The organism is Inquilinus limosus MP06 (genome assembly GCF_000767795.1).
Taxonomy (GTDB): Bacteria; Pseudomonadota; Alphaproteobacteria; order DSM-16000; family Inquilinaceae; genus Inquilinus; species Inquilinus limosus_E.
Genome location: NZ_JANX01000009.1, coordinates 1 through 22,922 on the forward strand (window position 1 = coordinate 1; position 22,922 = coordinate 22,922).

Annotated in this window: 21 protein-coding genes and 1 pseudogene; 9 read left to right on the plus strand and 13 right to left on the minus strand. The window is 69.2% G+C overall.

All coding sequences use genetic code 11. From position 1 onward, the window contains the following. Together argH and P409_RS02015 are read right to left on the minus strand one after the other, a co-directional pair. Positions 1 to 1,400, minus strand: a 1,400-nt coding sequence (argH, locus tag P409_RS02010; protein WP_152613204.1) for an argininosuccinate lyase, incomplete at its 3' end; no start/stop codon positions are given. Positions 1,401 to 1,474: 74 nt separating this feature from the next. Then, positions 1,475 to 2,812, minus strand: a complete 1,338-nt coding sequence (locus P409_RS02015; RefSeq protein ID WP_034831284.1) for an ABC transporter substrate-binding protein — start codon at positions 2,810 to 2,812, stop codon at positions 1,475 to 1,477. Between the two features lie 137 nt (positions 2,813 to 2,949). Here P409_RS02015 and P409_RS02020 point away from each other — a divergent pair, with 137 nt between their 5' ends. After that, positions 2,950 to 3,939: a LysR family transcriptional regulator gene (locus P409_RS02020; RefSeq protein WP_034831285.1), complete on the plus strand. Its 990-nt coding sequence runs from the start codon at positions 2,950 to 2,952 to the stop codon at positions 3,937 to 3,939. Here P409_RS02020 and P409_RS02025 read toward each other — a convergent pair. The 7 genes and pseudogenes from P409_RS02025 to leuC (P409_RS38640) all read right to left on the minus strand — a co-directional run bounded on the left by P409_RS02025 (position 3,902) and on the right by leuC (P409_RS38640) (position 10,241). Further along, complete coding sequence (locus tag P409_RS02025; protein WP_034831287.1) at positions 3,902 to 4,660, minus strand: ABC transporter permease; 759 nt, start codon at positions 4,658 to 4,660, stop codon at positions 3,902 to 3,904. The two genes, P409_RS02020 and P409_RS02025, sit on opposite strands and share 38 nt — an antisense overlap. Further along, positions 4,657 to 5,409: an ABC transporter permease gene (locus P409_RS02030; RefSeq protein WP_034831289.1), complete on the minus strand. Its 753-nt coding sequence runs from the start codon at positions 5,407 to 5,409 to the stop codon at positions 4,657 to 4,659. Before P409_RS02030 ends, P409_RS02025 begins: the two co-directional genes overlap by 4 nt. Further along, on the minus strand, positions 5,406 to 6,233 hold the full coding sequence (locus P409_RS02035) for an ABC transporter ATP-binding protein (RefSeq protein WP_081991141.1): 828 nt from the start codon (positions 6,231 to 6,233) through the stop codon (positions 5,406 to 5,408). The genes P409_RS02030 and P409_RS02035 overlap by 4 nt, the downstream gene beginning before the upstream one ends. Beyond that, positions 6,230 to 7,228: an ABC transporter substrate-binding protein gene (locus tag P409_RS02040; protein WP_052119918.1), complete on the minus strand. Its 999-nt coding sequence runs from the start codon at positions 7,226 to 7,228 to the stop codon at positions 6,230 to 6,232. The genes P409_RS02035 and P409_RS02040 overlap by 4 nt, the downstream gene beginning before the upstream one ends. Before the next feature lie 61 nt (positions 7,229 to 7,289). After that, positions 7,290 to 8,180, minus strand: coding sequence for an isocitrate lyase/PEP mutase family protein (locus P409_RS02045; RefSeq protein ID WP_052119919.1), 891 nt, complete (start codon positions 8,178 to 8,180; stop codon positions 7,290 to 7,292). Between the two features lie 5 nt (positions 8,181 to 8,185). After that, positions 8,186 to 8,815, minus strand: coding sequence for a 3-isopropylmalate dehydratase small subunit (leuD, locus tag P409_RS38630; protein WP_034831291.1), 630 nt, complete (start codon positions 8,813 to 8,815; stop codon positions 8,186 to 8,188). Beyond that, positions 8,812 to 10,241 (minus strand): annotated as a pseudogene (gene leuC / locus P409_RS38640) (3-isopropylmalate dehydratase large subunit). Before leuC (P409_RS38640) ends, leuD (P409_RS38630) begins: the two are co-directional and overlap by 4 nt. A 226-nt stretch (positions 10,242 to 10,467) precedes the next feature. On the opposite strand from leuC (P409_RS38640), the gene gcvA reads away from it, so the two are divergent. Further along, positions 10,468 to 11,373 carry a transcriptional regulator GcvA gene (gene gcvA / locus P409_RS02060; protein ID WP_034831294.1) on the plus strand — a complete coding sequence of 302 codons (906 nt, stop codon included), beginning with the start codon at positions 10,468 to 10,470 and terminating at the stop codon, positions 11,371 to 11,373. 13 nt (positions 11,374 to 11,386) lie between these two features. Here the strand turns inward: gcvA and P409_RS41145 are convergent, their stop codons facing one another. The 3 genes from P409_RS41145 to P409_RS02075 all read right to left on the minus strand — a co-directional run bounded on the left by P409_RS41145 (position 11,387) and on the right by P409_RS02075 (position 14,385). Then, positions 11,387 to 12,109: an SMP-30/gluconolactonase/LRE family protein gene (locus tag P409_RS41145; RefSeq protein WP_343285488.1), complete on the minus strand. Its 723-nt coding sequence runs from the start codon at positions 12,107 to 12,109 to the stop codon at positions 11,387 to 11,389. 228 nt (positions 12,110 to 12,337) lie between these two features. Continuing rightward, positions 12,338 to 13,366, minus strand: a complete 1,029-nt coding sequence (locus P409_RS02070) for an ABC transporter substrate-binding protein (protein WP_034831295.1) — start codon at positions 13,364 to 13,366, stop codon at positions 12,338 to 12,340. Positions 13,367 to 13,491: 125 nt separating this feature from the next. Continuing rightward, positions 13,492 to 14,385 (minus strand): LysR family transcriptional regulator, encoded by an 894-nt coding sequence (locus tag P409_RS02075; RefSeq protein ID WP_034831296.1) that lies wholly within the window; start codon positions 14,383 to 14,385, stop codon positions 13,492 to 13,494. A 204-nt stretch (positions 14,386 to 14,589) separates the two neighbouring features. Between P409_RS02075 and leuC (P409_RS02080) the strand changes: the two genes are divergently transcribed. Genes leuC (P409_RS02080) through P409_RS02110 form a run of 7 tightly spaced genes read left to right on the plus strand, consistent with a single transcriptional unit; the run spans position 14,590 to position 21,242 of the window. Then, positions 14,590 to 16,020: a 3-isopropylmalate dehydratase large subunit gene (leuC, locus tag P409_RS02080; protein ID WP_034831324.1), complete on the plus strand. Its 1,431-nt coding sequence runs from the start codon at positions 14,590 to 14,592 to the stop codon at positions 16,018 to 16,020. A 2-nt stretch (positions 16,021 to 16,022) separates the two neighbouring features. Then, positions 16,023 to 16,658: a 3-isopropylmalate dehydratase small subunit gene (leuD, locus tag P409_RS02085; RefSeq protein ID WP_034831298.1), complete on the plus strand. Its 636-nt coding sequence runs from the start codon at positions 16,023 to 16,025 to the stop codon at positions 16,656 to 16,658. Positions 16,659 to 16,669: 11 nt separating this feature from the next. Beyond that, entirely contained in the window at positions 16,670 to 17,716 is a 1,047-nt protein-coding gene (gene leuB, locus P409_RS02090) for a 3-isopropylmalate dehydrogenase (RefSeq protein WP_202964523.1), read from the plus strand. Between the two features lie 54 nt (positions 17,717 to 17,770). Beyond that, entirely contained in the window at positions 17,771 to 18,793 is a 1,023-nt protein-coding gene (locus P409_RS02095) for an ABC transporter substrate-binding protein (protein ID WP_034831300.1), read from the plus strand. Then, positions 18,790 to 19,647 (plus strand): ABC transporter ATP-binding protein, encoded by an 858-nt coding sequence (locus tag P409_RS02100; protein WP_238578577.1) that lies wholly within the window; start codon positions 18,790 to 18,792, stop codon positions 19,645 to 19,647. Before P409_RS02095 ends, P409_RS02100 begins: the two co-directional genes overlap by 4 nt. Next, on the plus strand, positions 19,628 to 20,434 hold the full coding sequence (locus P409_RS02105; RefSeq protein WP_034831302.1) for an ABC transporter permease: 807 nt from the start codon (positions 19,628 to 19,630) through the stop codon (positions 20,432 to 20,434). Before P409_RS02100 ends, P409_RS02105 begins: the two co-directional genes overlap by 20 nt. 40 nt (positions 20,435 to 20,474) lie before the next feature. Further along, complete coding sequence (locus tag P409_RS02110) at positions 20,475 to 21,242, plus strand: SDR family NAD(P)-dependent oxidoreductase (RefSeq protein WP_034831304.1); 768 nt, start codon at positions 20,475 to 20,477, stop codon at positions 21,240 to 21,242. Between the two features lie 511 nt (positions 21,243 to 21,753). On the opposite strand, the gene P409_RS02115 is transcribed toward P409_RS02110, so the two are convergent. Continuing rightward, positions 21,754 to 22,911, minus strand: coding sequence for a mandelate racemase/muconate lactonizing enzyme family protein (locus tag P409_RS02115; protein ID WP_034831306.1), 1,158 nt, complete (start codon positions 22,909 to 22,911; stop codon positions 21,754 to 21,756). Positions 22,912 to 22,922: the final 11 nt, after the last annotated feature.

The window sequence follows — 22,922 nt, forward strand, 5'->3', positions numbered from 1 at the left end:
GCCATGCGCTCGGGCGCCGGGCCGCCGGTGACCGACCGGGTCTTCAAGTTCTCCGCCGGGTCGAGCGCCTTGCGGACGATCTCCTCCGGGATATCGAGCGACCGGTCGAACAGGGCCGCCGCCGCCGCATCCAGGTCCGCCGACACGATCTCGACCGCCGTCTTGCCGGCCTCGATCGTCTCACGCACGACGCGCCCGACGACGTTGTGCGCCATGCGGAAGGAGAGCCCGGTCTCGCGCACGATGATGTCGGCCAGCTCGGTCGCCGTCCCGAAGCCGATCTCGGCCGCGTGCCGCATCGCCTCCGGCCGGACCGTCAGCGTCCTCAGGGTGCCGTCGAAGACCAGCAGCGCCTTCGTCACCCGCTCGATCGTCTCCAGCGCCGGCGCGTTCGGGGCCGAGACGCCGTCATTGACGTCCGCCAGCGCCGTGTTCTTGGCACAGGCCAGGACGGTGTTCAGCGTGCCGATCGCCATGCCGGCGACCGCCTTCACATGCTCCAGCCCCTGCGGGTTCTTCTTCTGCGGCATGATGCTGGAGACGCTGGAGAAGGCGTCGTCGAGCTCGACGAATCCGAATTCCATCGTGTTCCAGGTCTGCAGGTCGGTCGCGACCCGGGAGATTCCGGCCATCAGCACCGCCAGGGCGGCGGCGGCCTCCTGCAGGTCGTCGCGGATCGCGACGCCGTCATAGGCGACCTCCACCAGCCCCCGGAAGCCGAGCAGCCGGGCCGTCATCTCGCGGTCGATCGCGAAGCCCGTGGTCGACAGCGCGCCGGAGCCGAGCGGGCTGCGGTCGGCGCTGTCCAGCGCGGCGGCCAGGCGGCGGAAATCGCGCTCGACCAGGTCGGCGGCCGAGAGCAGGTAGTAGCCGAGGGAGATCGGCTGGGCATGCTGGGTGTGGGTGTAGCCCGGCATTACCGTGTCGACATGGCGCTCGACCAGCTCGACCAGGGTGCGCCGCAGTTGCCCGACAACGTCGAGCAGGTCGAGCAGCCGGGCGCGCAGGGCCAGGCGCCAGGAGGTGGTGTGCAGGTCGTTGCGGCTGCGCCCGATGTGCAGCCGCCCCCCCGTCTCCGGCCCCAGGCGCTCGACGATGAAGCGCTCGATATAGGAGTAGAGGTCCTCCTGGCGGTAATCGATGGTCAGCACCGATGGGCCGGCCTCGCGCAGCTCCCTCAGCACCTCCAGGATGCGGGCCACGTCCGGCCGGCCGACGATGGCCTGCTCGCCCAGCATCACCGCATGGGCCAGATGGATCCGCATCTCCGCCTCGAACTGGAAGCGGATCCCGGCGGCGACCGCCGGGGCGTAGTAGGAGTCGATCAGCGCCTGGGCCGGCGGAGACTTCACCCGCTCGCGCAGGGAAACCACCGGCGTGCCCGTCAATTCCTGAGACATGGAGGCTCCTTGGGGATGGCTCCCGCGGATCCTGCCCGCGGGATCGGTCCGCCGGGGCGTCTGCGCCCCGGCCGTCAGCTCTTGAGGTCGTCGACGATGCGCTTCATCTGCGCCTGCCCCCAGGCTGCGGCCTCGGCCGGATCCTCGCCCTGCAGCACCACGCGCTGCACGACCTGGGCGGGAATGTCCCGGGCGATGATCGCGCCGATATAGGGGTTGAAGATGCCGGAGCGGACGACCTTGCCGTCCTGGAACACGGCGCCCGCCTCGGTCTGGAAGTCGAGCGTGTTCGAGGTGTCGAAGGCCAGGCGCCCGATGTCCTCGCGCCCGCTGAGCGTCTGCGCCGCGCCCTTGGTCAGCACGCCCTCCTGCACGCTCTTCAGCGGCGGGATCATGTGGGGATAGGCGGTCAGCGAGAAGCGCGCCAGGCGGTCGCCCGTGGTGATGAACTTCAGGAACTTGCGCGCGGCGTCGACATTCTTGGCGCCGACCTTCGGTGAGGCCAGCGCGAAGCTGTTGGCGTTGGCGAATTTGACGGCGACGCCGCCGGGCCCCGCCGGCATCGGCATGGCGCTGGTGTTCTTGAACAGGTCGGGCGTGTTCGCGGCGGCGTTGGCGGCCAGCCGTGGCGCGTAGATATCCAGCCCGATCTTCCCGGTCAGATACACGTTGATCATGTCGTTGTAGGAGTAGCTGCCGATCCCCGACGGCGAATACGCCGCCATGGTCTTGAGGAAGGTCAGCGCCTTGACCGTGCCGGGATTGTCGAAGGTGAGATTGAGGTCCTTGTCGAAATATGTGCCCCCGGCATTCCACATCATCATCGAGAAGAAGATGCTGGTCATCCGGTTCTTGCCGGCGGGGAAGATGAAGCCGTAATTGCCGTCGACGGCCAAGGCCTTGGCAGCGGCCTCCAGCTCATCCCAGCTCGCCGGCGTCTTCAGGCCCTTCGCCTTGAGCAGGTCGTCACGCTGCCACAGCACCCCGTAATTGCCGATGGTGTAGGGCACGTCGTAGATCTTGCCGTCGATCGGGACGAGCGTGCCGTCCACATAATCGCCTCGGCCGATCTCGTCGATCATGTCGTCCAACGGCAGGATATAGCCCTTGCGGGCGAAGTCGTACCGCTCCTCCGGGAGGATCTTGAAGATCTCCGGCATGGTCTTGGCATTGATCGATGCCAAGACCTTCTGCAGGCGGCCATCGGTGCTGACCGCCTCCATCTGGATCTTGATGTCCGGGTTCTGTGTCTCGAACTCGGCGATCGCCTGGTTGAAGAACTCGATGCTCGGCGGGTCGGTCTCGTTGTGCAGGAAACGGACGACCGTCGTATCGGCCCAGGCGGCCGTCGTCAGGCAACCGGCCACGAGCGCTCCGGCCAAGCCGGCGCGCAGGCGTTCTAGGACGCGCATGAGTGTCCTCCCTCGGCGGGTGATCTGCAGGTTCTGGAATTGCCAGCAGTGACAGACAGGATGCTAAGAGCCTTGTCTGGTATCCGTCCAATAGATGTTGATAATATCGGATATCCACATTGCGGATGGGTTAGCTGATGGACCTGCGAGACCTGCGCATCTTCGCCAGCGTCTGCGAGCTGTCGAGCTTCACCAAGGCCGCCGTCCATCTCGGCCTGGCACAGCCCACAATCAGCCGGGTGATCGGTGAGCTCGAGGCGGAATGGGGAGGCCCGTTGTTCTACCGGACCGGGCGGGGTGTGACCCTGTCGGAGCTGGGCGAGGAGGCGCTGGTCCGGGTTCGCGGGCTGCTGAAGGATGCCGACCGGGTTTCCGAGGATCTGCGCGGCCTCAGCCGGCTGCCGAGCGGCTTCGTGTCCATCGCCCTGCCGCCGTCGGTGGTGACGTTGGTGATCCCGGACCTGCTGAACCAGCTGCGCCGGGAGCTGCCCGGCATCCATCTCCGCATCCGGGAGGGCTTCAGCGACGAGAACGAGCGGTGGCTCGCCGAAGGCAAGATCGATATCGGCATCTACAGCAAGTACTGGGAAGGCGCGCCATCGCCCGACCGGCTGCTGCTGCCGTCGCGGCTGGTGCTGGCGGGGTTCGTGCCCGGGGCTTCCCTGCCCCGGGAGATCGACTTCGCCGACCTCGCCCGGTTTCCGCTGGTCCTGCCGCCGCCGACGAACGGGCTGCGGATGATCATCGACACCGTGGCGCGACGGCTGAGGGTTCCCCTGAACATCGTCGCCGATGCGGATTCGACGGTCGCGCAAAAGGCGGTGTCCGCGCATTGCGGCTGCTTCATGATCAAGGCCGTCCACACCATCGCCGAGGAGCAGTCGCGCGGCCTGGTCGCCAGCAGCGTGATCCGAAGCCCGTACGTCAACCGGCATGTCGTGCTCGTGACCAGCCATCAGAAGCCGCTGAGCCGGGCCGGGCGAGAGGTCGCCGAGAGGATCACCCGGATCCTGCAGGTCGTCTCGCAGTCCATCGGTCCGGAGCCAAGGCCGAGAAGGCGCCGGAAACCTGACGTGCTTCAGACCGGGATCACCGGGACCAAACCGGACCTTGCAGCTTTCGATTGAGATGAAGCAGCAGGATGCTCGCAGCCCCGGCGAAGAGCGTCAGCAGGAAGGTCAGGGCCATGATGACGTCGATGTTGTGCAGGCCGATCGCGTTCATCAGCAGGAAGCCCAACCCCCGCTGCGATGCGAACATCTCGCCGAGCAGCGTGCCGATCAGGGTCAGCGAGAAGCCGATCCTGAGGCCGGCGAAGATCTCCGGCATCGCCGCCGGCAGCAGCACGCGGGTGACCATCTCGAACGTCCTGAGGCCCATCACCCGGCCGCTCTTCACCAGGACCGGGCGGATGTTGCGCACCGCGCTGATGGTGAACAGCGCCACCGGAATAATGCCGTGGATGGTGCCGAAGGCGATCTTGGCGGAGATGCCGAGGCCGAACATCAGCAGCAGGATCGGGTACAGCGTGATCTTCGGGATCGAATAGGCGGTGACGAGCATCGGCTCGAACACGTCGTTGGCGAAGCGGTTGATGCCGAGGATGAAGCCGATCGCAAGGCCCCCCGCCACCGACAGCGCCAGCGCCACGCCGAAGGCCGTCGCCGTCTCCGCCAGATGCGGCCAGAACATGTCGGAGCCCAGCAGCGTCGCCGTGAACATCACGGTCTGCAGCGGCGAGCGCAGGGCGACGTCGCCGACCATCCAGTACAGCCCCTGCCAGATCGCGAGCAGGACCAGGATCAGCACCGCGCCGTTGCGCGATGAGCGAAGGGACGATGCGGTCATGCCAGCCCCCGCCGCGCCATCAGCGCCTTCTCCCACCGGCCCAGGGCGGCGTTGAGGGCGCCGGCCACCACCAGGACCAGGACGATCAGCGGGTACATGGTCGCGTTGTCGAAGTTGTTGTAGGCGAAGCTGATCTCGTAGCCCATGCCGCTCGACGACATGATGAACTCCGCCCCGATGATGCCGATCAGCGAATAGGCCACGGCCAGCTTGGCGCCCGACAGGATGTAGGGCGAGGCATAGGGCAAGGTGATGCGCCACGCCGTCTCCAGCGTGCCGAAGCGGGCGATCCGGGCCGTCTTCATCAGCACGCGCGGCACGCGGTCCAGCCCGTTCAGCGTGCTGACGATGACGCCGACGACACCGAGCGCGGTGCCGATGAAGATCTCCGGCGCGTCGCCGAGGCCGAACAGGATGATCAGCAGCGGGTAGAAGGCGAAGATCGGGATCGCGTAATAGGTCGCGAACAGCGGATCCAGCGCCTCGCGCACCGCCTTGGCGCGATGGATGACGATCGCCGTGGCGACGCCGATCACCATGGCCAGCAGGAAGGCGATGGCCGCGTTGCCCAGCGTCTTGGCGATCGCCGCGTTCAGCGAGCCCGAAGCCAGCATCCGCCAGATGTCCAGGACCATGGCATGGGGCGGCTGCATGGTCAGCTTGTCGATCACGCCGGCGAGGCACAGCGCTTCCAGCAGCGCGACCAGGCCGAGGACGAGGCCGATCCGCCAGAGGGCCGCGGGCTTCATGGCTGCCCCCCGCCGCCCGGCCTGCCGATGGCTTTGATCGATTCCTCGCGCAGCGCGCTCCACAGCCGGGCGGTGATCGTCCCGAACCGCTCCTCCTGCACGATGCGGCTGTCGCGGTCCCGCGGCCAGCCGGTCTCGACGATGTCGATCAGCCGCCCGGGCCGGGCCGACATGATGCCGATGCGGTCGGACAGCATGGTCGCCTCGTCCAGCGCATGGGTGATCAGGAAGATGGTGGCGCCGGTCTTGCGCCAGAGATTGAGCACCTCGTCGCCCATCAGCAGGCGCGTCTGCTGGTCCAGCGCCGCGAAGGGCTCGTCCAGCAAGATCAGCCGCGGCTCGGTCACCAAAGTCCGGGCGATGCAGACGCGCTGGCGCATGCCGCCCGACAGCTGGGACGGGTAGCTGCGGGCGAAGGGCGCCAGCCCCATCATCGCCAGGGCGCGCTCGATCCGGGCCTCGCGCTCGCCCTTGGCCAGCTTCATGCTCCGAAGGCCGAAGGCGATGTTGTCGGCCACCGACAGCCAGGGGAAGGACGCATCCTCCTGGAACACCACGCCGACCCCGTCCGGGATCTGCCCGGCGATCGGCCGCCCCTCGAAGGCGACCTCGCCGCGCGAGGCCGTCGACAGGCCGGCGATCAGCTCCAGCAGGGTCGACTTGCCGCAGCCGGACGGCCCGACGACGGAGAAGAACTCGCCGCGCCGCAGCTCCAGGTCGATCGGCCCCAGCGCGTGGATCGGCTCCGCCGTCTTGGCGGGTGGGGGGAAGACCTTGTCGACCCCCCGCAGCGAGACCTGGGCCAGGTTGGTCATCATGTTCATTGCAATGCCTTCAGGTCGTCCGGCAGGAACCGGGTGTCGACGAGGCTCTTGGCGTCGACGTCGCCGGAGATCGCGCCGACCATCTTCTGCACCTCGATGGCCTTCTCCAGCCCGCCGAGATGGATCTGCCCCGGTCCCCAGTAGTCGAGCCCGTCGGTCTTGCTGGCGATCAGGGCGCGCACCGCGTTCCGCGCCACCTCCGGCTCCAGGTTGTAGGCCTTGGCGACGATGTCGCCGGCCTCGTCCGGATGGTCCTTCATGAACTGCACGGCCTTGATGCGGGCGCGGATGACGCCGCGGATGAAGTCGCCCTTGCTGTCGGCCTGCGACATGGAGGCGACGCCGACCACATTGGCGATCGGCGGCAGGATCTCGGTCGCCCGCGCGATCGGCCGGTACTGGTCCTTGTATTTCGACCACAGCGGCTCGGGCACCGGCGCGGCGTCGACCAGGCCGGAATCCAGCGCCGCCACGCCCTCGCCGAAGCCGCCGGTCTTCACCAGCTCGACATCCTCGGTCTTCAGCCCGCCGGACTGCAGCACCAGGGTGGCCAGCGCCTGGCTGGTGGAGCGGGGGTTGGTGTAGCCGACCTTCTTGCCCTTCAGGTCGGCGATGGTCTTGATCGGGCTGTCGGGCTTCACCGCCCAGACGAACTCGGCGACGGTCAGCACGTTGTCGCTGATGATCTTGACGTCGGCGCCCTGCTGGATCGCCGCGATCACCGCGTTGGGGTTGACCTCGGCATAGGGCGCGCTGCCGGCCAGCATGTTGCGCAGCGTGGTGCCGCCGCCGGCCGAGGACAGGATGCCGGTGACGTCCGCGCCCTCATCCTTGAAGAAGCCCTTGGCCATGGCCACCGCGAAGGGCATGCCGTTGGCCGAGACGCCGTAATTGCTGACCACGATGTCGTCGGCCCGGGCCGCACCGGCGGCGACCGTGCCGGCCAGGACGCAGGCCGCGGCGATCCGTGCCAGCGTCGAAAGCGCTCTTCCCATCTGATCCTCCCTTGTTGTCCGCCGGCGGCGGGACCGTCCGCCGCCGTCGATGATTTCGCGATTACACCGTCTCGGCCGGCGCGCCCGCCGTCTCGATCGCCCGCCAGCGGGACAGCTTCACGGCCCGGTCCAGCCCGGCCCGCGCCGGCGCCGCCCCGGCGAAGGGCGTCAGCGCCTCGACCCCGTCGGCATGGCGGCGCAGCGCCGCCAGCCCGTCCTGCAGGGCATCGACGGCGCGCAGCAGCAGGCTGGACGGGTATGACACCTGGGTGAAGCCCATGGCGCCGAGATCCGCCGGCGACAGCCAGGGCGTGTCGCCGCCCTCGAACATCGCGGCGGACAGGAAGGCGCCCTTGAACGCCGCCCCGACGCGGCGGTAGTCGGCTTCGGTCCGTAGCCCGGCGATGAAGACGCCGTCAACGCCCAGCGCCAGGAACCGCTCCGCCCGCCGCATCGCGGCGTCGAGGCCGAGCGGGCCATAGGCGTCGGTGCGGCCGATCACGAAGGTCTCCGGGTTGCGGCGGACCGCCAGCGCCGTGCGCAGCTTGGCCTCGATCACCGCCTCGTCCGCCACCGCCGCGGCCTTCTCGGCCCGCTGCTGCTTGCGGTCGCGGTCCTGGTCCTCCAGCAGGAAACCGCTGACGCCGATCGCCTCATAGGCGGCGACGGTGCGGGCCACGCTCTTGACATCGCCATAGCCGTCATCAGCATCAGCAAGGAACGGCAGGCAGGACGCGGCGGCGATGTCGCGCAGCCCCTCCGCCATGTCGGTCAGCCCGATCAGCCCGATATCGGGATAGGCGTGGCGCGCCGCCAGCAGGGCCGAGCCGCCGACCGTGAAGGCGTTGAAGCCGGCATCCTCGATCAGCCGGGCCGACAGGGCGTCATGCGCCAACGGCGTGACCAGCGGCGTCTCGCGCGCGAGCGCATGGCGGAAGGAGGGTCTGTTCACGGGTCTCATCCCTGTTCGGCGGAGGCGTAGAGCCAGGCGCGGTCGGCACTGGCCGTGGCGTAATAGGTCTCGATCTCGTCGGCATGGCGCAGCGTGGTGTCGATGGCATCGTCGCCGCGGATCAGCGGCTGGGCCAGCGCGTCCGGCACCTGGAAGCCGTAGGCCGTCCCGTCCGGCGCCGCGATGGTCCGCGCCGGCAGGTCGACGCGGTAGACCGGGCTGCCGGCGTGGCGGCTGGCGGATTGCGCCAGTGCCGCCAGCGTCGCCGGATCGACCAGCCCGGACAGCAAGCCGCTGCGGAACGCGTTCTCGTAGAAGATGTCGGCGAAGCTGGGGGCCAGCACGCAGCGGATGCCGAACTGCAGCAGCGCCCAGACCGCGGCCTCCCGCGACGAGCCGCAGCCGAAATTCTCCTCGGCCAGCAGGATCTTCGCCGAGCGGAATGGCGGGCGGTTCAGCACGAAATCCGGCCGTTCCCGGCCCTCGGCGTCGTAGCGGTCGCCGCCGAACAGGCCACGGCCGTAATCGGCGGTGGCCGTGCGCAGCCAGGCGGAGGGGATGATCGCGTCGGTGTTGATGTTGGCGGACAGCATCGTCGCCATGACGCCTTCGACGGCGGTGAAGGGCTGTCTCATGCTGGGCGCATCTTTCGGACGTCGGCAATGCGGCCGCTGAGCGCGGCGGCGGCGGCCATGGCGGGGCTGGCCAGATGGGTGCGGCTGCGCGGCCCCTGACGGTTCTCGAAGTTGCGGTTGGAGGTGGCGATGCAGCGGGCGCCGGGCGGCACCACATCCTCGTTGATGCTGACGCACATCGAGCAGCCAGCGTCGCGCCATTCGAAGCCGGCGTCGCGGAACACCCGGTCCAGCCCCCGCGCCTCCGCTTCCGCCTTCACCTTCATCGACCCGGGCACGACCAGCGCCCGGACGCCGGGCGCCACCCGCCGCCCCCGCGCCACCGCCGCGGCGGCCTCGAGGTCGGACAGCCGCGAATTGGTGCAGGAGCCGATGAAGGCGATGTCGATCGGGATGCTGTCCAGCGGCGTGCCCGGCTCCAGCCCCATATAGCGCAGCGCCGCGGCGCGAGGTCGCGCCGCTTGGCATCGGCGAAGGCGGCAGGATCGGGCACCCGCTCGTCGACGCCCGAAACGTCCTGCGGCGAGGTCCCCCAGGTGACCTGCGGTGCGATGCGGGCGCAGTCGATCGCGACCTCGCGGTCGAACTCGGCACCGTCGTCGCTGCGCAGCGCCCGCCAGGCGGCGGCCGCCTGCTCGAACGCCTCGCCCTTCGGGGCGAATTCTCGGCCGCGGACATAGTCGATCGCCGTCTCGTCCGGCGCCACCAGGCCGAACCGGGCGCCGAGCTCGATCGACATGTTGCACAGGGTCAGCCGCGCCTCGACCGGCAGCGCCTCGATCGCCGCCCCGGCATATTCGACGGCGCAGCCGCGGCCGGCGGCGATGCCGTGCTCGCCCATCACCCGCAGGATCAGGTCCTTGGCGGTGACGCCCTCCCCTGCCCTGCCCTCGAACCGGACCCGCATCCGCCGCGGCCGCGCCATGGCCAGGGTCTGCGTCGCCAGCACATGCTCGACCTCGCTGGTGCCAACGCCGATGCCGATGGCCCCGAGCCCGCCGACCGTCGAGGTGTGGCTGTCGCCGCAGGCCAGGATGCAGCCGGGCAGCGCCAGGCCGAGCTCCGGCCCGATCACATGCACGATGCCCTGGCGCGGATCGTTCACGCCGAAATGCCGGATATGGCTTTCGCCGGCATTGCGGCGCATCAGGTGCAGCAACTCACGCCCGGTCGGGTTGCTGTCCTCGGTGCGGCCCGGCGCGGTGGAGACGATGTGGTCCTGGGTCGCGACCGTCAGCTCCGGATGCCGCACCGCGCGGCCGGCGCGGCGCAGGCCCTCGAAGGCCGGCGCGCTCGTGGTCTCCTGCAGCACATGCCGGTCGACGAAGATCAGGTCGCGGCCGTCGTCCAGCCGCCGGATGAGGTGGGAGATCCAGATCTTCTCGAAGACCGTGAGCGGCGCCGCGCCGCGCGGCTCACCAGGCATGGCCGATAGGTCCCGCCAGGGCGGGCAAAGGGAGCCGGCGCAAGGCTGGCATCATGATCCTCCCTGCCGGCGGCTGCATCGGCAGGCCGTCCCGGCGTCGTCCCTCATGGCTCGTGCCCTGCAGAAATCGACGGGCAGTGCCATGTGCACGATGAAGGCTAGCGCCCGTCCACCGCGACGAATAGAGTCAATTTGCTCATATTTCTCCCAGGAAAACTCAGAGCAGATGAACCGCCGCCTGCCGCCGCTGAACGCCCTGCGCGCCTTCGAATCCGCCGCCCGGAACGGCAGCCTGACCCGCGCGGCGCAGGAGCTGTCGGTGACCCAGGGCGCCGTCAGCCGCCATGTCTCGCAGCTGGAAGAATGGATCGGGCTGAAACTGTGCGCGCGCATCCGCCGGGGCATCGAGATCACGCCGGAAGGCGCCGCCCTGGCCGCGGTGCTGGGCACCGCCTTCGACCAGATCGAGACCCAGGTGCACCGCCTGCGGTACCACCGTCCGGCCGGCAACACGCTGCGCATCAAGCTGCCGCCGACCTTCGCCATCCGCTGGTTCGTGCCCCGGCTGGCGCGGTTCCATGCGCTGCACCGGCAGATCGACGTGCAGATCACGACATCGCACCAGACGGTCGATTTCGATCGCGAGGACATCGACATCTGCATCCATTCCGGCCCGGCGCCGCTGACCGGCCTGGCCTGCCGCCGGCTGTTCGGCGAGACCCTCCTGCCGGTGTGCAGCCCGGGCCTGCTGCAGCGGACCGGCGCGCCGGCCGACCCGGCCGACCTGTCCCGCCACGTCCTGCTGTGCTCGCTGCACCGGCCCGACGACTGGCCGACCTGGCTGGACGCGGCCGGGGTGACCACGGTCGACGGCAACAGCGGGCTGAAATTCGAGAATTCGGCGCTGGCCTATCAGGCGGCGGTCGACGAGCTCGGCATCGTCATGGCGCAGCGCGCCTTCGTCGAGGAGGACCTGCGCACCGGCCGGCTGGTCGAGCCGCTGGGGCTGCGGATCAAGACCGGCAGCGGCTACTACCTGGCCTATCCCCAGCCGCAGCGCAGCTCTCCCCTGGTCAAGGCGTTCGAGCAGTGGATCGTCCAGGAGGCCAGTGCGATGGAGGAGGCCGGGTGATCGCTGGCCTTCGCTATCGGGAGAAGGCCAGCGGATGCCCCGGCTCGGGCCAGTCCATTGCCACCAGCTGCCCGGTGCCGGACAGGGTGATGTAGGCGGTCTTCCGGTCCGGCCCGCCGAAGCAGATGTTGGTGGCGATCGGGTCCGGCAGCGCGACCTGGCGCAGCACGGTGCCATCCGGGGCGATCACGGTGATGCAGCCGGTGATCAGCGTGGCGACGCAGATATTGCCAAGGGCGTCCACCGCCATGCTGTCGAAGCGCTGATAGCCAGGCAGGCCGCAGACCAGCCGGCCGCCATGCGGGGACGGAAACGGGTGCCGCTTCGGCTGCCCCGGCGCCTCGAGATCGAAGGCCCAGAGGCGGCCGGTCTCGGTCTCCGAGACATAGACCACCGACTCGTCCGGCGACAGGCCGACGCCGTTCGGCGTCTCCATCGGATGGGCGATCTCGACGATCCGCGAGCCGTCGGCCAGGGCGTAGTACAGGCCGCCATGGTCACGATCGCGCTCGCGGTGCTTGCCGTAATCGGTGAAGTAGAAGCCGCCGGAGCGGTCGAAGACGATGTCGTTCGGGCCACACAGCGGGTGGTCGCCGCAGCGGTCGAGAGGGTGCGGACCTCGCCGGTGGCGGGATCCAGGCGCTCGATCCGGCCGCTGGTGTAGTGCGGGTGGACGCCGCGGCGGGTCCGGTTGTAGCCGGCGACGGTCTGGAACAGGAAACCGCCGTTGTTGCAGACATAGAGCGCCCCGTCCGGGCCGACTGCCAAGCCGTTCGGCCCGCCGCCGAGCCGGGCCACCACCTCGACCGTGCCGTCGGGGCGGACCCGGCTGACGGTCTCGCGCTGGATCTCGACGAGGAGGATGGAGCCGTTGGCCTCGACCACCGGCCCTTCCGGGAACTGGAGCCCGCTGGCGACGACGCGGATGTCCGGCATGCTGCTTCTCCCTTGCTTCAGGCCAGGATCAGGGCTGGCCGGCCTTGGCGGCGTAAGTCTGCACGAAGCGGTTGTCGTAGGTCGCGGTCAGATCGATCTTCGCATCGGCGATCGCCGGGTCGAAGGCTGCCAGCACGGCGCGGACCAGGACAGCGGATTCCTCGGTCATCATGCCGTCGCGCGAGAGGCAGCGGCGCAGCTTGGAATAGGCCCCGGCGAACAGCGCCTTGTCGGTGACCATGTAATCCTGCGGCACGCTGTCGGCCACCTCCTCCGGCGACGCCGCGGCCATCCATCTCTCCGCCCGCACGATCGCGTTGGCCACCGCCTGCACGGTGTTCGGGTTGGCCTCGACGAAGTCGCGGGTGCTGTAGATCGCAGCCTCCGGATAATCGCCGCCGAAGGCCTTCCGGTTGCCGTCCTCGCTGCGCATCTCGATCAGCGGGGTCAGGTCGCCGCTCTCTTCCAGGATCGTCGCCACCGGATCATTGGTCATCAGCGCATCGACCAGCCCGGCCTTCGCCGCCGCGACCGCGCCGGAGGACGCGCCGATGCCGACGATCGACACGTCGTCGGGATGTAGCCCGGCCTTGGCCAGCAGGTAGTTGACGCCCATGTGGAAGCTCGACCCCGGAGCGCTGACGCCGATCCGCTTGCCCTTCAGGTCGGCGAGGGACCTGATCGAGTCCTTGTTCGCCTTCGTCACCCCGAACACCCAGTCCGGGCAGTTCGCCTGGATGGCGAAGGACACCAGGGGCTGGCCCTTGGCCGCCATGCTGATCGTGTTGGAATAGGCGCCGGCGACGATGTCGGCGCTGCCGCCCATCAGCGCCTCCAGCGCCTTGGAGCCGCCGGCGAACACCCCGATCTGCACGTCGAGGCCCTCATCCTTGAAGTAGCCGCGCTGGGCCGCGACCAGGAAGGGCAGATAGGGGAAGCCCGTCCCCGCGGCGGCCAGGTGGATCTCGGTCTTCTCCGGCGCGGCCTGGACGCCGGTGGTGCCGGTCCAGGCGAGCAGCAGCGCGGAGCACAGGGACATGGCGAGGACGCGCTTCATCGGACCCTCCCGTTGGTACCGGTCGGTCGTTGCCGGCCGTCTTGGAGGGGACTGTGGCACGGCCCCGGCGGCCGGCCGCCGACATCATTGGGAAGGCCGCCATCGCTGATGGCGATGGTTCCGGGCTAGGCCGTGCCGCGCGTGGTCAGGTGCTGGACAAGGACCTGGACTGGCGGCGGCAGCGACGCCGCGTCCCGGGTGCAGATCTTCCAGTGCCGCAGGGCCCAGGGCTCGTCGAGCGGCACCGCCACCACCTGGCCGCCCTCGGTGTAGCGCGCGGCGTGCAGCTCCGGGACCAGGGCGATGCCGAGCCCGGCCTCGACCATGCTGCGCGCCGGCTCGAAGCCGTTCACCCGGATGCGCAGCCGCAGCGGCTGGCTGAGCTCGGCCCCCGCGCGCATCACCAGGGAATCGAGATAGCTGCCGGTCTGCGGCCCGACCAGGTCGTAGCGGGCGATCTCGGCGAAGGTCAGTTTCTCCGCGCCGCACAGCGGATGGTCCGCCGGCATCAGCACCATCAGGTGGTCGCTGCGATAGGGCAGGATGCGCAGGTCGGGGAACAGCAGCGGCCCGCCGAAGATGCCGATGTCGGCGGCGTTCTCGGACACCGCCCGGCAGACCTCGCGGCTCAGCCCCTCCTCCAGGTCGATGCGGATGGCCGGGTGCAGGGCCAGGAAGTCGCGCAGGTCGTTCGACAGGTACTGCACGATGGTCGAGACGCTCGCATGCAGGCGGATCTGCCCGCGCATGCCCTTGGCATGGTCGACCAGCTCCCGCTCCATCTGCATCAGGTCGCGCATCACGATATGCGCGTGCCGCAGCAGCGCATGGGCGGCGGAGGTCAGCTCCAGCCCGCGGTTGCTGCGGTGGAACAGCGGCGATCCTATCCGCTTCTCCATGTCGGACATGCGCTTGCTGACCGCCGAGGCCGCGATGTGCTCGACCTCGGCCGCGCGGGCGATGCTGCGGTGCTCGCAGACCGCGATGAACAGCTTCAGGGACAGCAGGTCGAACTGCATGGCGCTCTCCACGCAATGGGCGTCGGGCACTGTGGCAGATCCGGGCGTCTCTGCCATCGCCGTTCGCGATGGCAGGCTTGCCAATCACGATTCCGGGCCGGACACGGCCTGCGGCAGCATGGCGGAAATCGAACCGCCAAAGCCTTGAAGCGCACCGGCCCGCAGGTCCGCCGCTTCACGATGCCGCCGCATGGGAAGGAAGCCGTGAGCCCGGACGCGAGCCCAACGCCGCAGACCCTGTTCGACAAGATCTGGGACCGGCACCGGATCATGACGCGGGAGGATGGCCAGGACCTCCTGTTCATCGACCGCCACTTCATCCACGACGTTACCGCCACCGCCTTCGACATGCTGCGCCAGCGCGGGCTGAAGCCGCGCGCGCCGCACCGCATCTTCGGCACGCCCGATCACTATGTCCCGACCCACCGGCGGGACATGGCGGCGATCAACCACCCCGAGCGCCGCGCCATGATCGAGGCGCTGCAGCGCGACGCGGCGGAGTCCGGCATCACCCTGTTCGGCCTCGGCGACCCGCGCCAGGGCATCGTCCACGTGGTCGGGCCGGAACAGGGCCTGAGCCTGCCGGGCATGACCATCGTCTGCGCCGACAGCCACACCTCGACCCATGGCGCGCTCGGCGCGCTGGCCTTCGGCATCGGCGCCACCGAAGTCGGGCACGTGCTGGCGACCCAGTCGCTGTGGCAGCGCCGGCCGCGGCGCATGCGCGTCTCGGTCGACGGCACGCTGGCGCCGGGCGTGACCGCCAAGGACATCATCCTGGCGATCATCGCCGAGATCGGCGTCGCCGGCGCCGCAGGCCATGTCCTGGAATATGCCGGCAGCGCGGTCCGGGCCCTGTCGATGGAAGGCCGGCTGACCGTCTGCAACATGTCGATCGAGGCCGGCGGCCGGGCCGGCATGATCGCGCCGGACGACACCACCTTCGCCTATCTAGCGGGGCGCCCCTACGCGCCGCAGGGTGCCGGCTGGGACCGGGCGGTGGAGGACTGGCGGGCGCTGCGGTCGGACGACGACGCCGCCTTCGACCGCGAGGTCACGCTGGACGCGGCGGCGATCGCTCCGATGGTGACCTGGGGCACGACGCCCGAGGACGCCGCCCCGATCACCGGCCGCATCCCGGACCCGGCCGAGGCGGCCGATGCCGGCCGGCGCGACGGCATGCAGCGGGCGCTGGCCTATATGGGGCTGGTGCCCGGCACGGCGCTGGAGGAGATTGGGATCGACCGGGTGTTCATCGGCTCCTGCACCAACGGCCGGATCGAGGATCTGCGCAGCGCCGCGGTGGTGATCGACGGCCGCAAGGTCGCGCCCGGCGTCGAGGCCTGGGCGGTGCCGGGATCGCAGCAGGTCAAGGCGCAGGCCGAGGCCGAGGGGCTGGACCGGATCTTCGCGGCTGCCGGCTTCGACTGGCGCTTCTCCGGCTGCTCGATGTGCCTGGCCACCAACGGCGACACGGTGGCGCCGGGGCAGCGCTGCGCCTCGACCTCCAACCGCAACTTCGTCGGCCGGCAAGGACCGGGCGCGCGCACCCATCTGATGAGCCCGGCCATGGCGGCGGCGGCGGCGGTGACCGGCCGGCTGACCGATGTCCGCCGGCTGCTGGCCGGAGGCTGAGCATGGACCGCTTCGAACGGCTCGAGGCCGTGGCCGTGCCCATCGCCCGGGTCAATTGCGACACCGACCAGATCATCCCGGCGCAGTATCTGCAGAAGCTGCGCTCGGAGGATTTCGGGCGGTTCCTGTTCGCCGAGTTCCGCTTCCGCAAGGACGGGTCGGAGGTGGCGGAATTCATTCTCAACCACCCGGCCTACCGCCCTGCCCGCATCCTGGTTGCCGATCGCAACTTCGGCTGCGGCTCCTCCCGCGAGCATGCGGTCTGGGCGCTTTACGACTACGGCATCCGGGCCGTGATCGCCCCCAGCTTCGGCGACATCTTCTTCAACAACAGCCTGAAGAACGGGCTGCTGCCGATCGTGCTGCCGCAGGCGGTGGTGACGCCGCTGCTGGCGCAGCTGGAGTCCTCGCCGGGTGCCGTGCTGGCGGTCAACCTGCCGGCGCAGGAGGTGGCTCTGCCGGACGGCGACCGCCATCCCTTCGAGATCGAGCCCTTCGCCAAGACCTGCCTCGTCAACGGCATCGACGAGCTCGGCTACACGCTCGCGCAGTCCGGCCGGATCGATGCGTTCGAGCGCAGCTATGACGGCGGGAACATCCAGCCGCCTCCGGTTCCAGACCAAGGAGAACATTCGTGAAGATCGCGATCATGGCCGGCGACGGCATCGGCCCCGAGGTGGTCCGCCAGGCGGTGAAGGTGCTGCGGGTGGTGGCGCCCCAGGTCGAGACGGAGGACGGGCTGATCGGCCAGGCCGGCGTCGATGCGCACGGCGTGCCGCTGCCGGACGAGACCCTGGCCCTGGCCCGGCGGTCCGACGCGATCCTGTTCGGCGCTGCGGGCGTGGCGGACGAGGCCAGCATCCCGCGCGAGCGCCGGCCGGGCACCGGGCTGCTGCAGCTGCGCGAGGCGCTGACCCTCTACGCCAATTTCCGCCCCGCCTTCATGTTCCCCGAGCTGATCGGCGCCTCGACCCTGAAGCCGGAGGTCGTCGACGGGCTGGATCTGGTGATCCTGCGCGAGCTGAACGGCGACGTCTATTTCGGCAAGCCGCGCGGCATCGAGACCCGCGCCTCGGGCGAGCGCGTCGGCATCAACACCATGCGCTATTCGGAATCCGAGATCGAGCGCATCGCCCATGTCGCCTTCCGCACCGCCCGGCAGCGCCGGCGCAAGGTCTGCTCGGTCGACAAGGCCAATGTGCTGGAGGCGATGCAGCTGTGGCGCGAGGTGGTCACCCGCGTCGGCCGGGACTATCCCGATGTGGAGCTGACCCATCTGTTCATCGACGCGGCGGCGATGGCGCTGATGCGGAATCCCAAGCAGTTCGACGTGATCGTCACCGGCAACATGTTCGGCGACATCCTGTCGGATGCGGCGGCGATGCTGACCGGGTCGATCGGCATGCTGCCCTCGGCCTCGCTCGGCCTGGACCGCAAGGGCCTGTACGAGCCCGTCCACGGCTCGGCCCCGGATATCGCCGGCAAGGACCTGGCCAACCCGCTGGCCGCGATCCTGTCGCTGGCGATGATGCTGCGCCAGAGCTTCGGCCTGGAGGACCAGGCGCGGCGTGTGGAGGCGGCGGTCCGATCGGTCCTCGCCCAGGGCTATCGCACCGGCGACATCCACCAGCCCGGCACCCGGCGGGTGGGCACCGAGGAGATGGGCGACGCCGTCGTCCGGGCGCTGGCGGCCTAGCCGCCACGCGCCCAAGCATCAACCAACAACAACACGACAGATGGAGGAAAACAGGTGAAGCTCGGAACCACGCTTGCGCTGTGCGCCGCCCTGGTCCTGTCGGGACCGGTGGTGGCGGTCGCCCAGGACCACCCGGAGAAATCCGAGGTCCATATCGGCGCCGCCTCGGTCGGCATGACTTACCTGCCCCTGCTCCTGGCCAAGCAGCTCGGCTACTTCAAGGACGAAGGGCTGGACGTCACCATCGCCGCCTTCTCCGGCGGGTCGAAGGCGCTGGAGGCGCTGCTGGGCGGCAGCACGGACGTCGTCGCCGGCGCCTATTCCAACACCCTGACCATGGCGGCGAAAGGGCAGACCCTGGTCACCTTCGCCGCCCAGGTGAACTGTCCCGCCTGGATCTTCGGCATCGCCAAGAAGAACGAGGGCAAGGTGCACTCGGTCGCCGATCTGAAGGGCATGCGGGTCGGCGTCAGCGCGCCGGGATCGAGCACCCACATGGCGCTCAACTACATCCTGCACAAGGCGGGGCTGCAGCCGGAGGACGTATCGATCATCGGCGTCGGCCAGGCCGCCGGCGCCGTGGCGGCGATCCGGGCCGGGCAGATCGACGCGCTGATCGTCAACGACCCCTCGGCCACCATCCTGATGGACAGCGGCGACCTGATCCCGCTGGCCGAGATGCGCACCGAGGCGGGCAACAAGGCGGTGTTCGGCTCCGACTATCCGGAATCGAGCCTGTACACGACCAAAGCCTTCATCGACGAGAACCCGAAGACGGTGCAGGCGGTGACCAACGCCATCGTCCGCGCCGAGCGCTGGATCGCCCAGGCGACGCCGCAGCAGGTGGCCGACAACGTGCCGCCGGAATATGCCGGCGACGACAAGGCGCTCTACGCCAAGGCGTTCGAGAACAGCCGCCGCTGCCTGTCGCAGACCGGCACGCTGTCGGCCGAGGGCGCGCAGACCGTGCGCGACGTGCTGACTGCCTTCGACCCCAGCATCGGGTCGGCGTCGATCGACCTCGGCGCCACCTACGACAACAGCTTCGCCGGCAAGGCCGCGGGGCGGACCCCATGAGCGTCGCGGCCCGCAAGCTCGGCGAGCAGCAGCCCGTGGCCCAGAACATGACGCACGCGCTGCGCTTCGACCGGGTGACCTGCACCTTCGCCAGCAACGAGGGCGGCGGCAAGGCCTACACCGCCGTGCGCGACGTCGACCTGACGGTGCGGGAGGGCGAGTTCCTCTCCGTCGTCGGGCCGACCGGCTGCGGCAAGTCCACCCTGCTCAATGTGGCGGCGGGGCTGATGCGCCCCTCCTCCGGCACGCTGAGCGTGTTCGGCCAGCCTTTGGCCCAGGGGCTGAACCGGGACGCGTCCTACCTGTTCCAGGTGGATGCGCTGATGCCCTGGAAGACGGCGGAGGACAATGTCGCCGCCGGTCTGCTGTTCCACGGCAAGCCGAAGGCCGAGGCGCGCGAGATCGCGCGCCAATGGCTGGTGCGGGTCGGGCTGGACGGGCATGGCAGGAAGTACCCGCACCAGATGTCGGGCGGCATGCGCAAGCGCGCCGGCCTGGCCCAGGCGCTGGCGCTCAACCCGCGCATCCTGCTGATGGACGAGCCGTTCAGCGCGCTCGACATCCAGACCCGGCAGCTGATGGAGGACGAGCTGCTGCAGATCTGGTCGGCCGACCGCAAGTCGGTGGTGTTCGTGACCCACGATTTGGAGGAGGCGATCTCGCTGTCCGACCGCGTCCTGGTGCTGTCGGCCGGGCCCGGCACGCGGCCGATCGCGGAGTTCGAGATCGACCTGGAGCGCCCGCGCCAGGTCGCCGAGATCCGGATGACGCAGCGGTTCCTGCAGCTGCACGCCTCCATCTGGGACGTGCTGAAGGGAGAGGTGCTGAAAAGCTATGCGCGCAACCGCTCTTGATCCCCGCAACCACGCGCTGGTGCTGGCCACCCGGCTGGCCCTGCTGTTCGGCTGCCTGTTCCTGTGGTGGCTGCTGACCGCGACCGGGCTGCTGTCGACCTTCTTCTTCGGCGACCCGCTGGGGGTGGCCCGGCGTCTGTGGATCTGGTTCTCCACCGGCTCGGTCTTCCTGCACCTCTACACCACCCTGCTGGAGACGCTGCTGGCCTTCGCCATCGGCACCATCCTCGGGCTGGGCATCGGCCTCTGGCTCGCGCTCAACCCGTTCCTGGCCGCGGTGACCGACCCCTTCATCAAGGCCTTCAACTCGATGCCGCGGCTGATCTTCGCGCCGATCTTCGCCCTGTGGTTCGGGCTCGGCATCTGGTCGAAGGTGGCGCTGGGCGTGACGCTGGTGTTCTTCGTGGTGTTCTTCAACGTCTATCAGGGCGTACGCGAGGTCAGCCCGGTGGTGCTGTCCAACACCCGGATGCTGGGCGCGAACTCACGCGAGCTGCTGCGCCATGTCTACATCCCGTCGGCGATGAGCTGGGTGTTCTCCAGCCTGCACAACGCCGTCGGCATCGCCTTCGTCGGCAGCGTGGTCGGCGAGTATCTCGGCTCCGAGAAGGGCATCGGCTACCTGATCCTGCTGGCCGAGGGGGTGTTCGACATCAATTCGGTGATCGCCGGCATCCTGCTGCTGACCGTCTTCGCCCTCGTGCTCGACACCGCCGTGTCGGTGTTCGAGGAGCGCTTCATGCGCTGGCGGCCAACGGCCGGCCAGCCCGTGGGCGCCAACGCCTGAGCCGACGCCCCCATCGCAATCCCGTCACAGAGGTCCTTCCGTGCAGCTCAACTCGATCAATCTCGACGGCCGCGTCGCCGTGGTCACCGGCGGCGCCCAGGGCATCGGCCGCGAGATCGCCGAACGCCTCCTGCGCTCCGGCGCCCGGCTCGTCATCTGGGACGTCAACGCCGACGGGCTGGAGCCGGCGAAGCGCGAGCTCGCCGCGGCCACCGGCCGGGACGACATCCACACGACGCGCGTGGATATCGCCGACAATGCCGGCGTGGAGGCCGCGGTGGCGGGGACGGTCGAGGCGCTGGGGCGCATCGACATCCTGGTCAACAACGCCGCCATCGTCGGGCCGAACGCGCCGCTGGCGGAGTATCCGGTCGACGCCTGGCGCAGCGTGCTGGATGTCGACGTCAACGGCACCTTCCATTGCTGCCGGGCGGTGGCTCCGGTAATGATCGCCCAGAACTACGGCCGCATCGTCAACGTCGCCTCGATCGCCGGCAAGGAGGGTAACCCGAACGCGGCGGCCTACAGCTCGGCCAAGGCCGCGGTCATCGCCATGACCAAGTCGCTGGGCAAGGAGCTGGCCGGGCACGACATCGCCGTCAACTGCGTGACCCCGGCCGTGGCCCGGACGCCCGGCGCAATGGCACAGGCGCCAGAGCACATCACATACATGCTCAGCCGGATTCCGCGCGGGCGGTTCCTGGAGCTGGCGGAGGCTGCGGCGATGATCGCCTGGCTCGCCAGCGCCGAGAACTCCTTCGCCACCGGCGCGGTTTTCGACCTATCCGGCGGCCGGGCGACCTATTGAGCGACCGGACGATCGGAATGTGAGAGCCCCACAGCTTTCGCCGGCAGGACTTTCGATCAGATGTCGGTGAGGAGTGAGTTATAACAAACTTGGTTGCGGGACTCGCAACCGCCTACGCTCATGCCCGCTGGTGCACGATCATCGGACCGACAGCCCGGCCACAGCGACGATGCCCCCGATACAAGCTGACCCGCGCGGACTGATCGGCTCAGCGCCGACCTTGTCTTCGATCCCATATCGAGAAGCCGGCAGCAATCGGCTCCACGCCGGCAAAGTGGCACAGCATCAGCCCCTCCCCGGCGGCCGCTACGGGTGAATAGCTGGCGCAACGCCAGGTCGCGAGAACGGACATGACCGGACGCGACCCTTCCCCGCCGGTGCGCTCGAACGGGAGATGCCCTAAGGGGACATCCTCGGGCGCCGCGCTCCGGACATCTGCATCGAGGGCAGCGCGCTCTCGCACCTTTTCGCTTTCTCCTCCGGCCCGAACCGTCCCGCCATCCGATCGACCCTATTGGTCGACGACGGAGCCGTCCTTGTGCAGCCGGGTGTGGATCTTGCGCGGGCGGTACGGGAATTTCTCGGCCGCGCCGGGGCGCAGCGAGACGCCGATCCCCGGCTCGTCGCTGATGGTCAGGAAGCCTTCGCCGTCATGCCGCGCGGCGCCGGCCACCAGGCTGTCGGAGTCCGGCCGCTTGTCGGTGACGTCCCAGGTGTCGTTCGGGAACTCCTGCAGCACGAAGTTCGGCGCCGTCGCCGCGATCTGCAGGCACGCCGCGGTCGACACGGCGCTGAGCGGGTTGTGCGGCACGACCCCGGCATGCGACGCCTCGGCCAACGCCGCGATCTTGCGGGCGCCCGAGATGCCGCCGACGATGCAGACATCCGGCCGGACCATCTGCACCGCGTTGCGGGCCAGCAGCATCTGGAACTCCCACAGCGACGTCATGCGCTCGCCGGTCGCGATCGGGATCGAGATCTTGTCGGCGACATAGGCCATCTCGTCGAGATTGTCCGGCGTGATCGGGTCCTCGAGGAACAGCGGGTGGAACGGCTCGATGCCGCGGCCCAACTGGACGGCCTCGAACGGCGTCATCCGGCGGTGGATCTCGATGCACAGATCCATCTTCCGGCCGGCGATGCGCCGGTATTCCGCCACCGTGTCAATCGCGTCAGCGATCTTCTCGGCATGGGTCTGGAAATACGGCACCTCCCGCCGGCTGTCGAGGAACGGCGTCAGGTGGCCGACGGCGGTGAAGCCCATCTTCTTGGCCTCCTCCACGCCGCCGAACAGTTCTTCCTTGGTCTCGCCAAAGACATGGTAGTAGGCGCGCGCCTTGTCGCGCACCTTGCCGCCGAGAAGGGCATGGACTGGCGCCTCGAAATGCTTGCCGGCGATGTCCCAAAGAGCGATGTCGATGGCGCTGATCGCCGCCATGACCGCCGAGCCGCGGAAATGCGCCCAGCGATACATGTACTGCCAATGGTGCTCGATCCGCAGCGGATCCTGCCCGAGCAGGTAGTCCTTGAAGCGAAGGACGGCGCCGGCCGTCGCCTCGTGGAAGCCCCAGGCTCCGCCCTCGCCGAGCCCGACGAGGCCGTTGTCGGTCCGGATCTCGACGAACAGATACCTGTCCACCAGGATGGTCTCGACACTCTCGATACGCATGTCTCTGTCCT

Coding starts and splice junctions, on each gene's coding strand:
- P409_RS02100 (WP_238578577.1), top strand. CDS start 18,790: ATGAGCGTCGCGGCCCGCAAGCTCGGCGAGCAGCAGCCCGTGGCCCAG.
- leuB (WP_202964523.1), top strand. CDS start 16,670: ATGGCCGGCGACGGCATCGGCCCCGAGGTGGTCCGCCAGGCGGTGAAG.
- P409_RS02025 (WP_034831287.1), bottom strand. CDS start 4,660: ATGACCGCATCGTCCCTTCGCTCATCGCGCAACGGCGCGGTGCTGATC.
- P409_RS02105 (WP_034831302.1), top strand. CDS start 19,628: ATGCGCGCAACCGCTCTTGATCCCCGCAACCACGCGCTGGTGCTGGCC.
- leuD (WP_034831298.1), top strand. CDS start 16,023: ATGGACCGCTTCGAACGGCTCGAGGCCGTGGCCGTGCCCATCGCCCGG.
- P409_RS02070 (WP_034831295.1), bottom strand. CDS start 13,366: ATGAAGCGCGTCCTCGCCATGTCCCTGTGCTCCGCGCTGCTGCTCGCC.
- P409_RS02020 (WP_034831285.1), top strand. CDS start 2,950: ATGGACCTGCGAGACCTGCGCATCTTCGCCAGCGTCTGCGAGCTGTCG.
- leuD (WP_034831291.1), bottom strand. CDS start 8,815: ATGAGACAGCCCTTCACCGCCGTCGAAGGCGTCATGGCGACGATGCTG.
- gcvA (WP_034831294.1), top strand. CDS start 10,468: ATGAACCGCCGCCTGCCGCCGCTGAACGCCCTGCGCGCCTTCGAATCC.
- P409_RS02015 (WP_034831284.1), bottom strand. CDS start 2,812: ATGCGCGTCCTAGAACGCCTGCGCGCCGGCTTGGCCGGAGCGCTCGTG.
- P409_RS02115 (WP_034831306.1), bottom strand. CDS start 22,911: ATGCGTATCGAGAGTGTCGAGACCATCCTGGTGGACAGGTATCTGTTC.
- P409_RS02040 (WP_052119918.1), bottom strand. CDS start 7,228: ATGGGAAGAGCGCTTTCGACGCTGGCACGGATCGCCGCGGCCTGCGTC.
- P409_RS02035 (WP_081991141.1), bottom strand. CDS start 6,233: ATGAACATGATGACCAACCTGGCCCAGGTCTCGCTGCGGGGGGTCGAC.
- P409_RS02075 (WP_034831296.1), bottom strand. CDS start 14,385: ATGCAGTTCGACCTGCTGTCCCTGAAGCTGTTCATCGCGGTCTGCGAG.
- P409_RS02030 (WP_034831289.1), bottom strand. CDS start 5,409: ATGAAGCCCGCGGCCCTCTGGCGGATCGGCCTCGTCCTCGGCCTGGTC.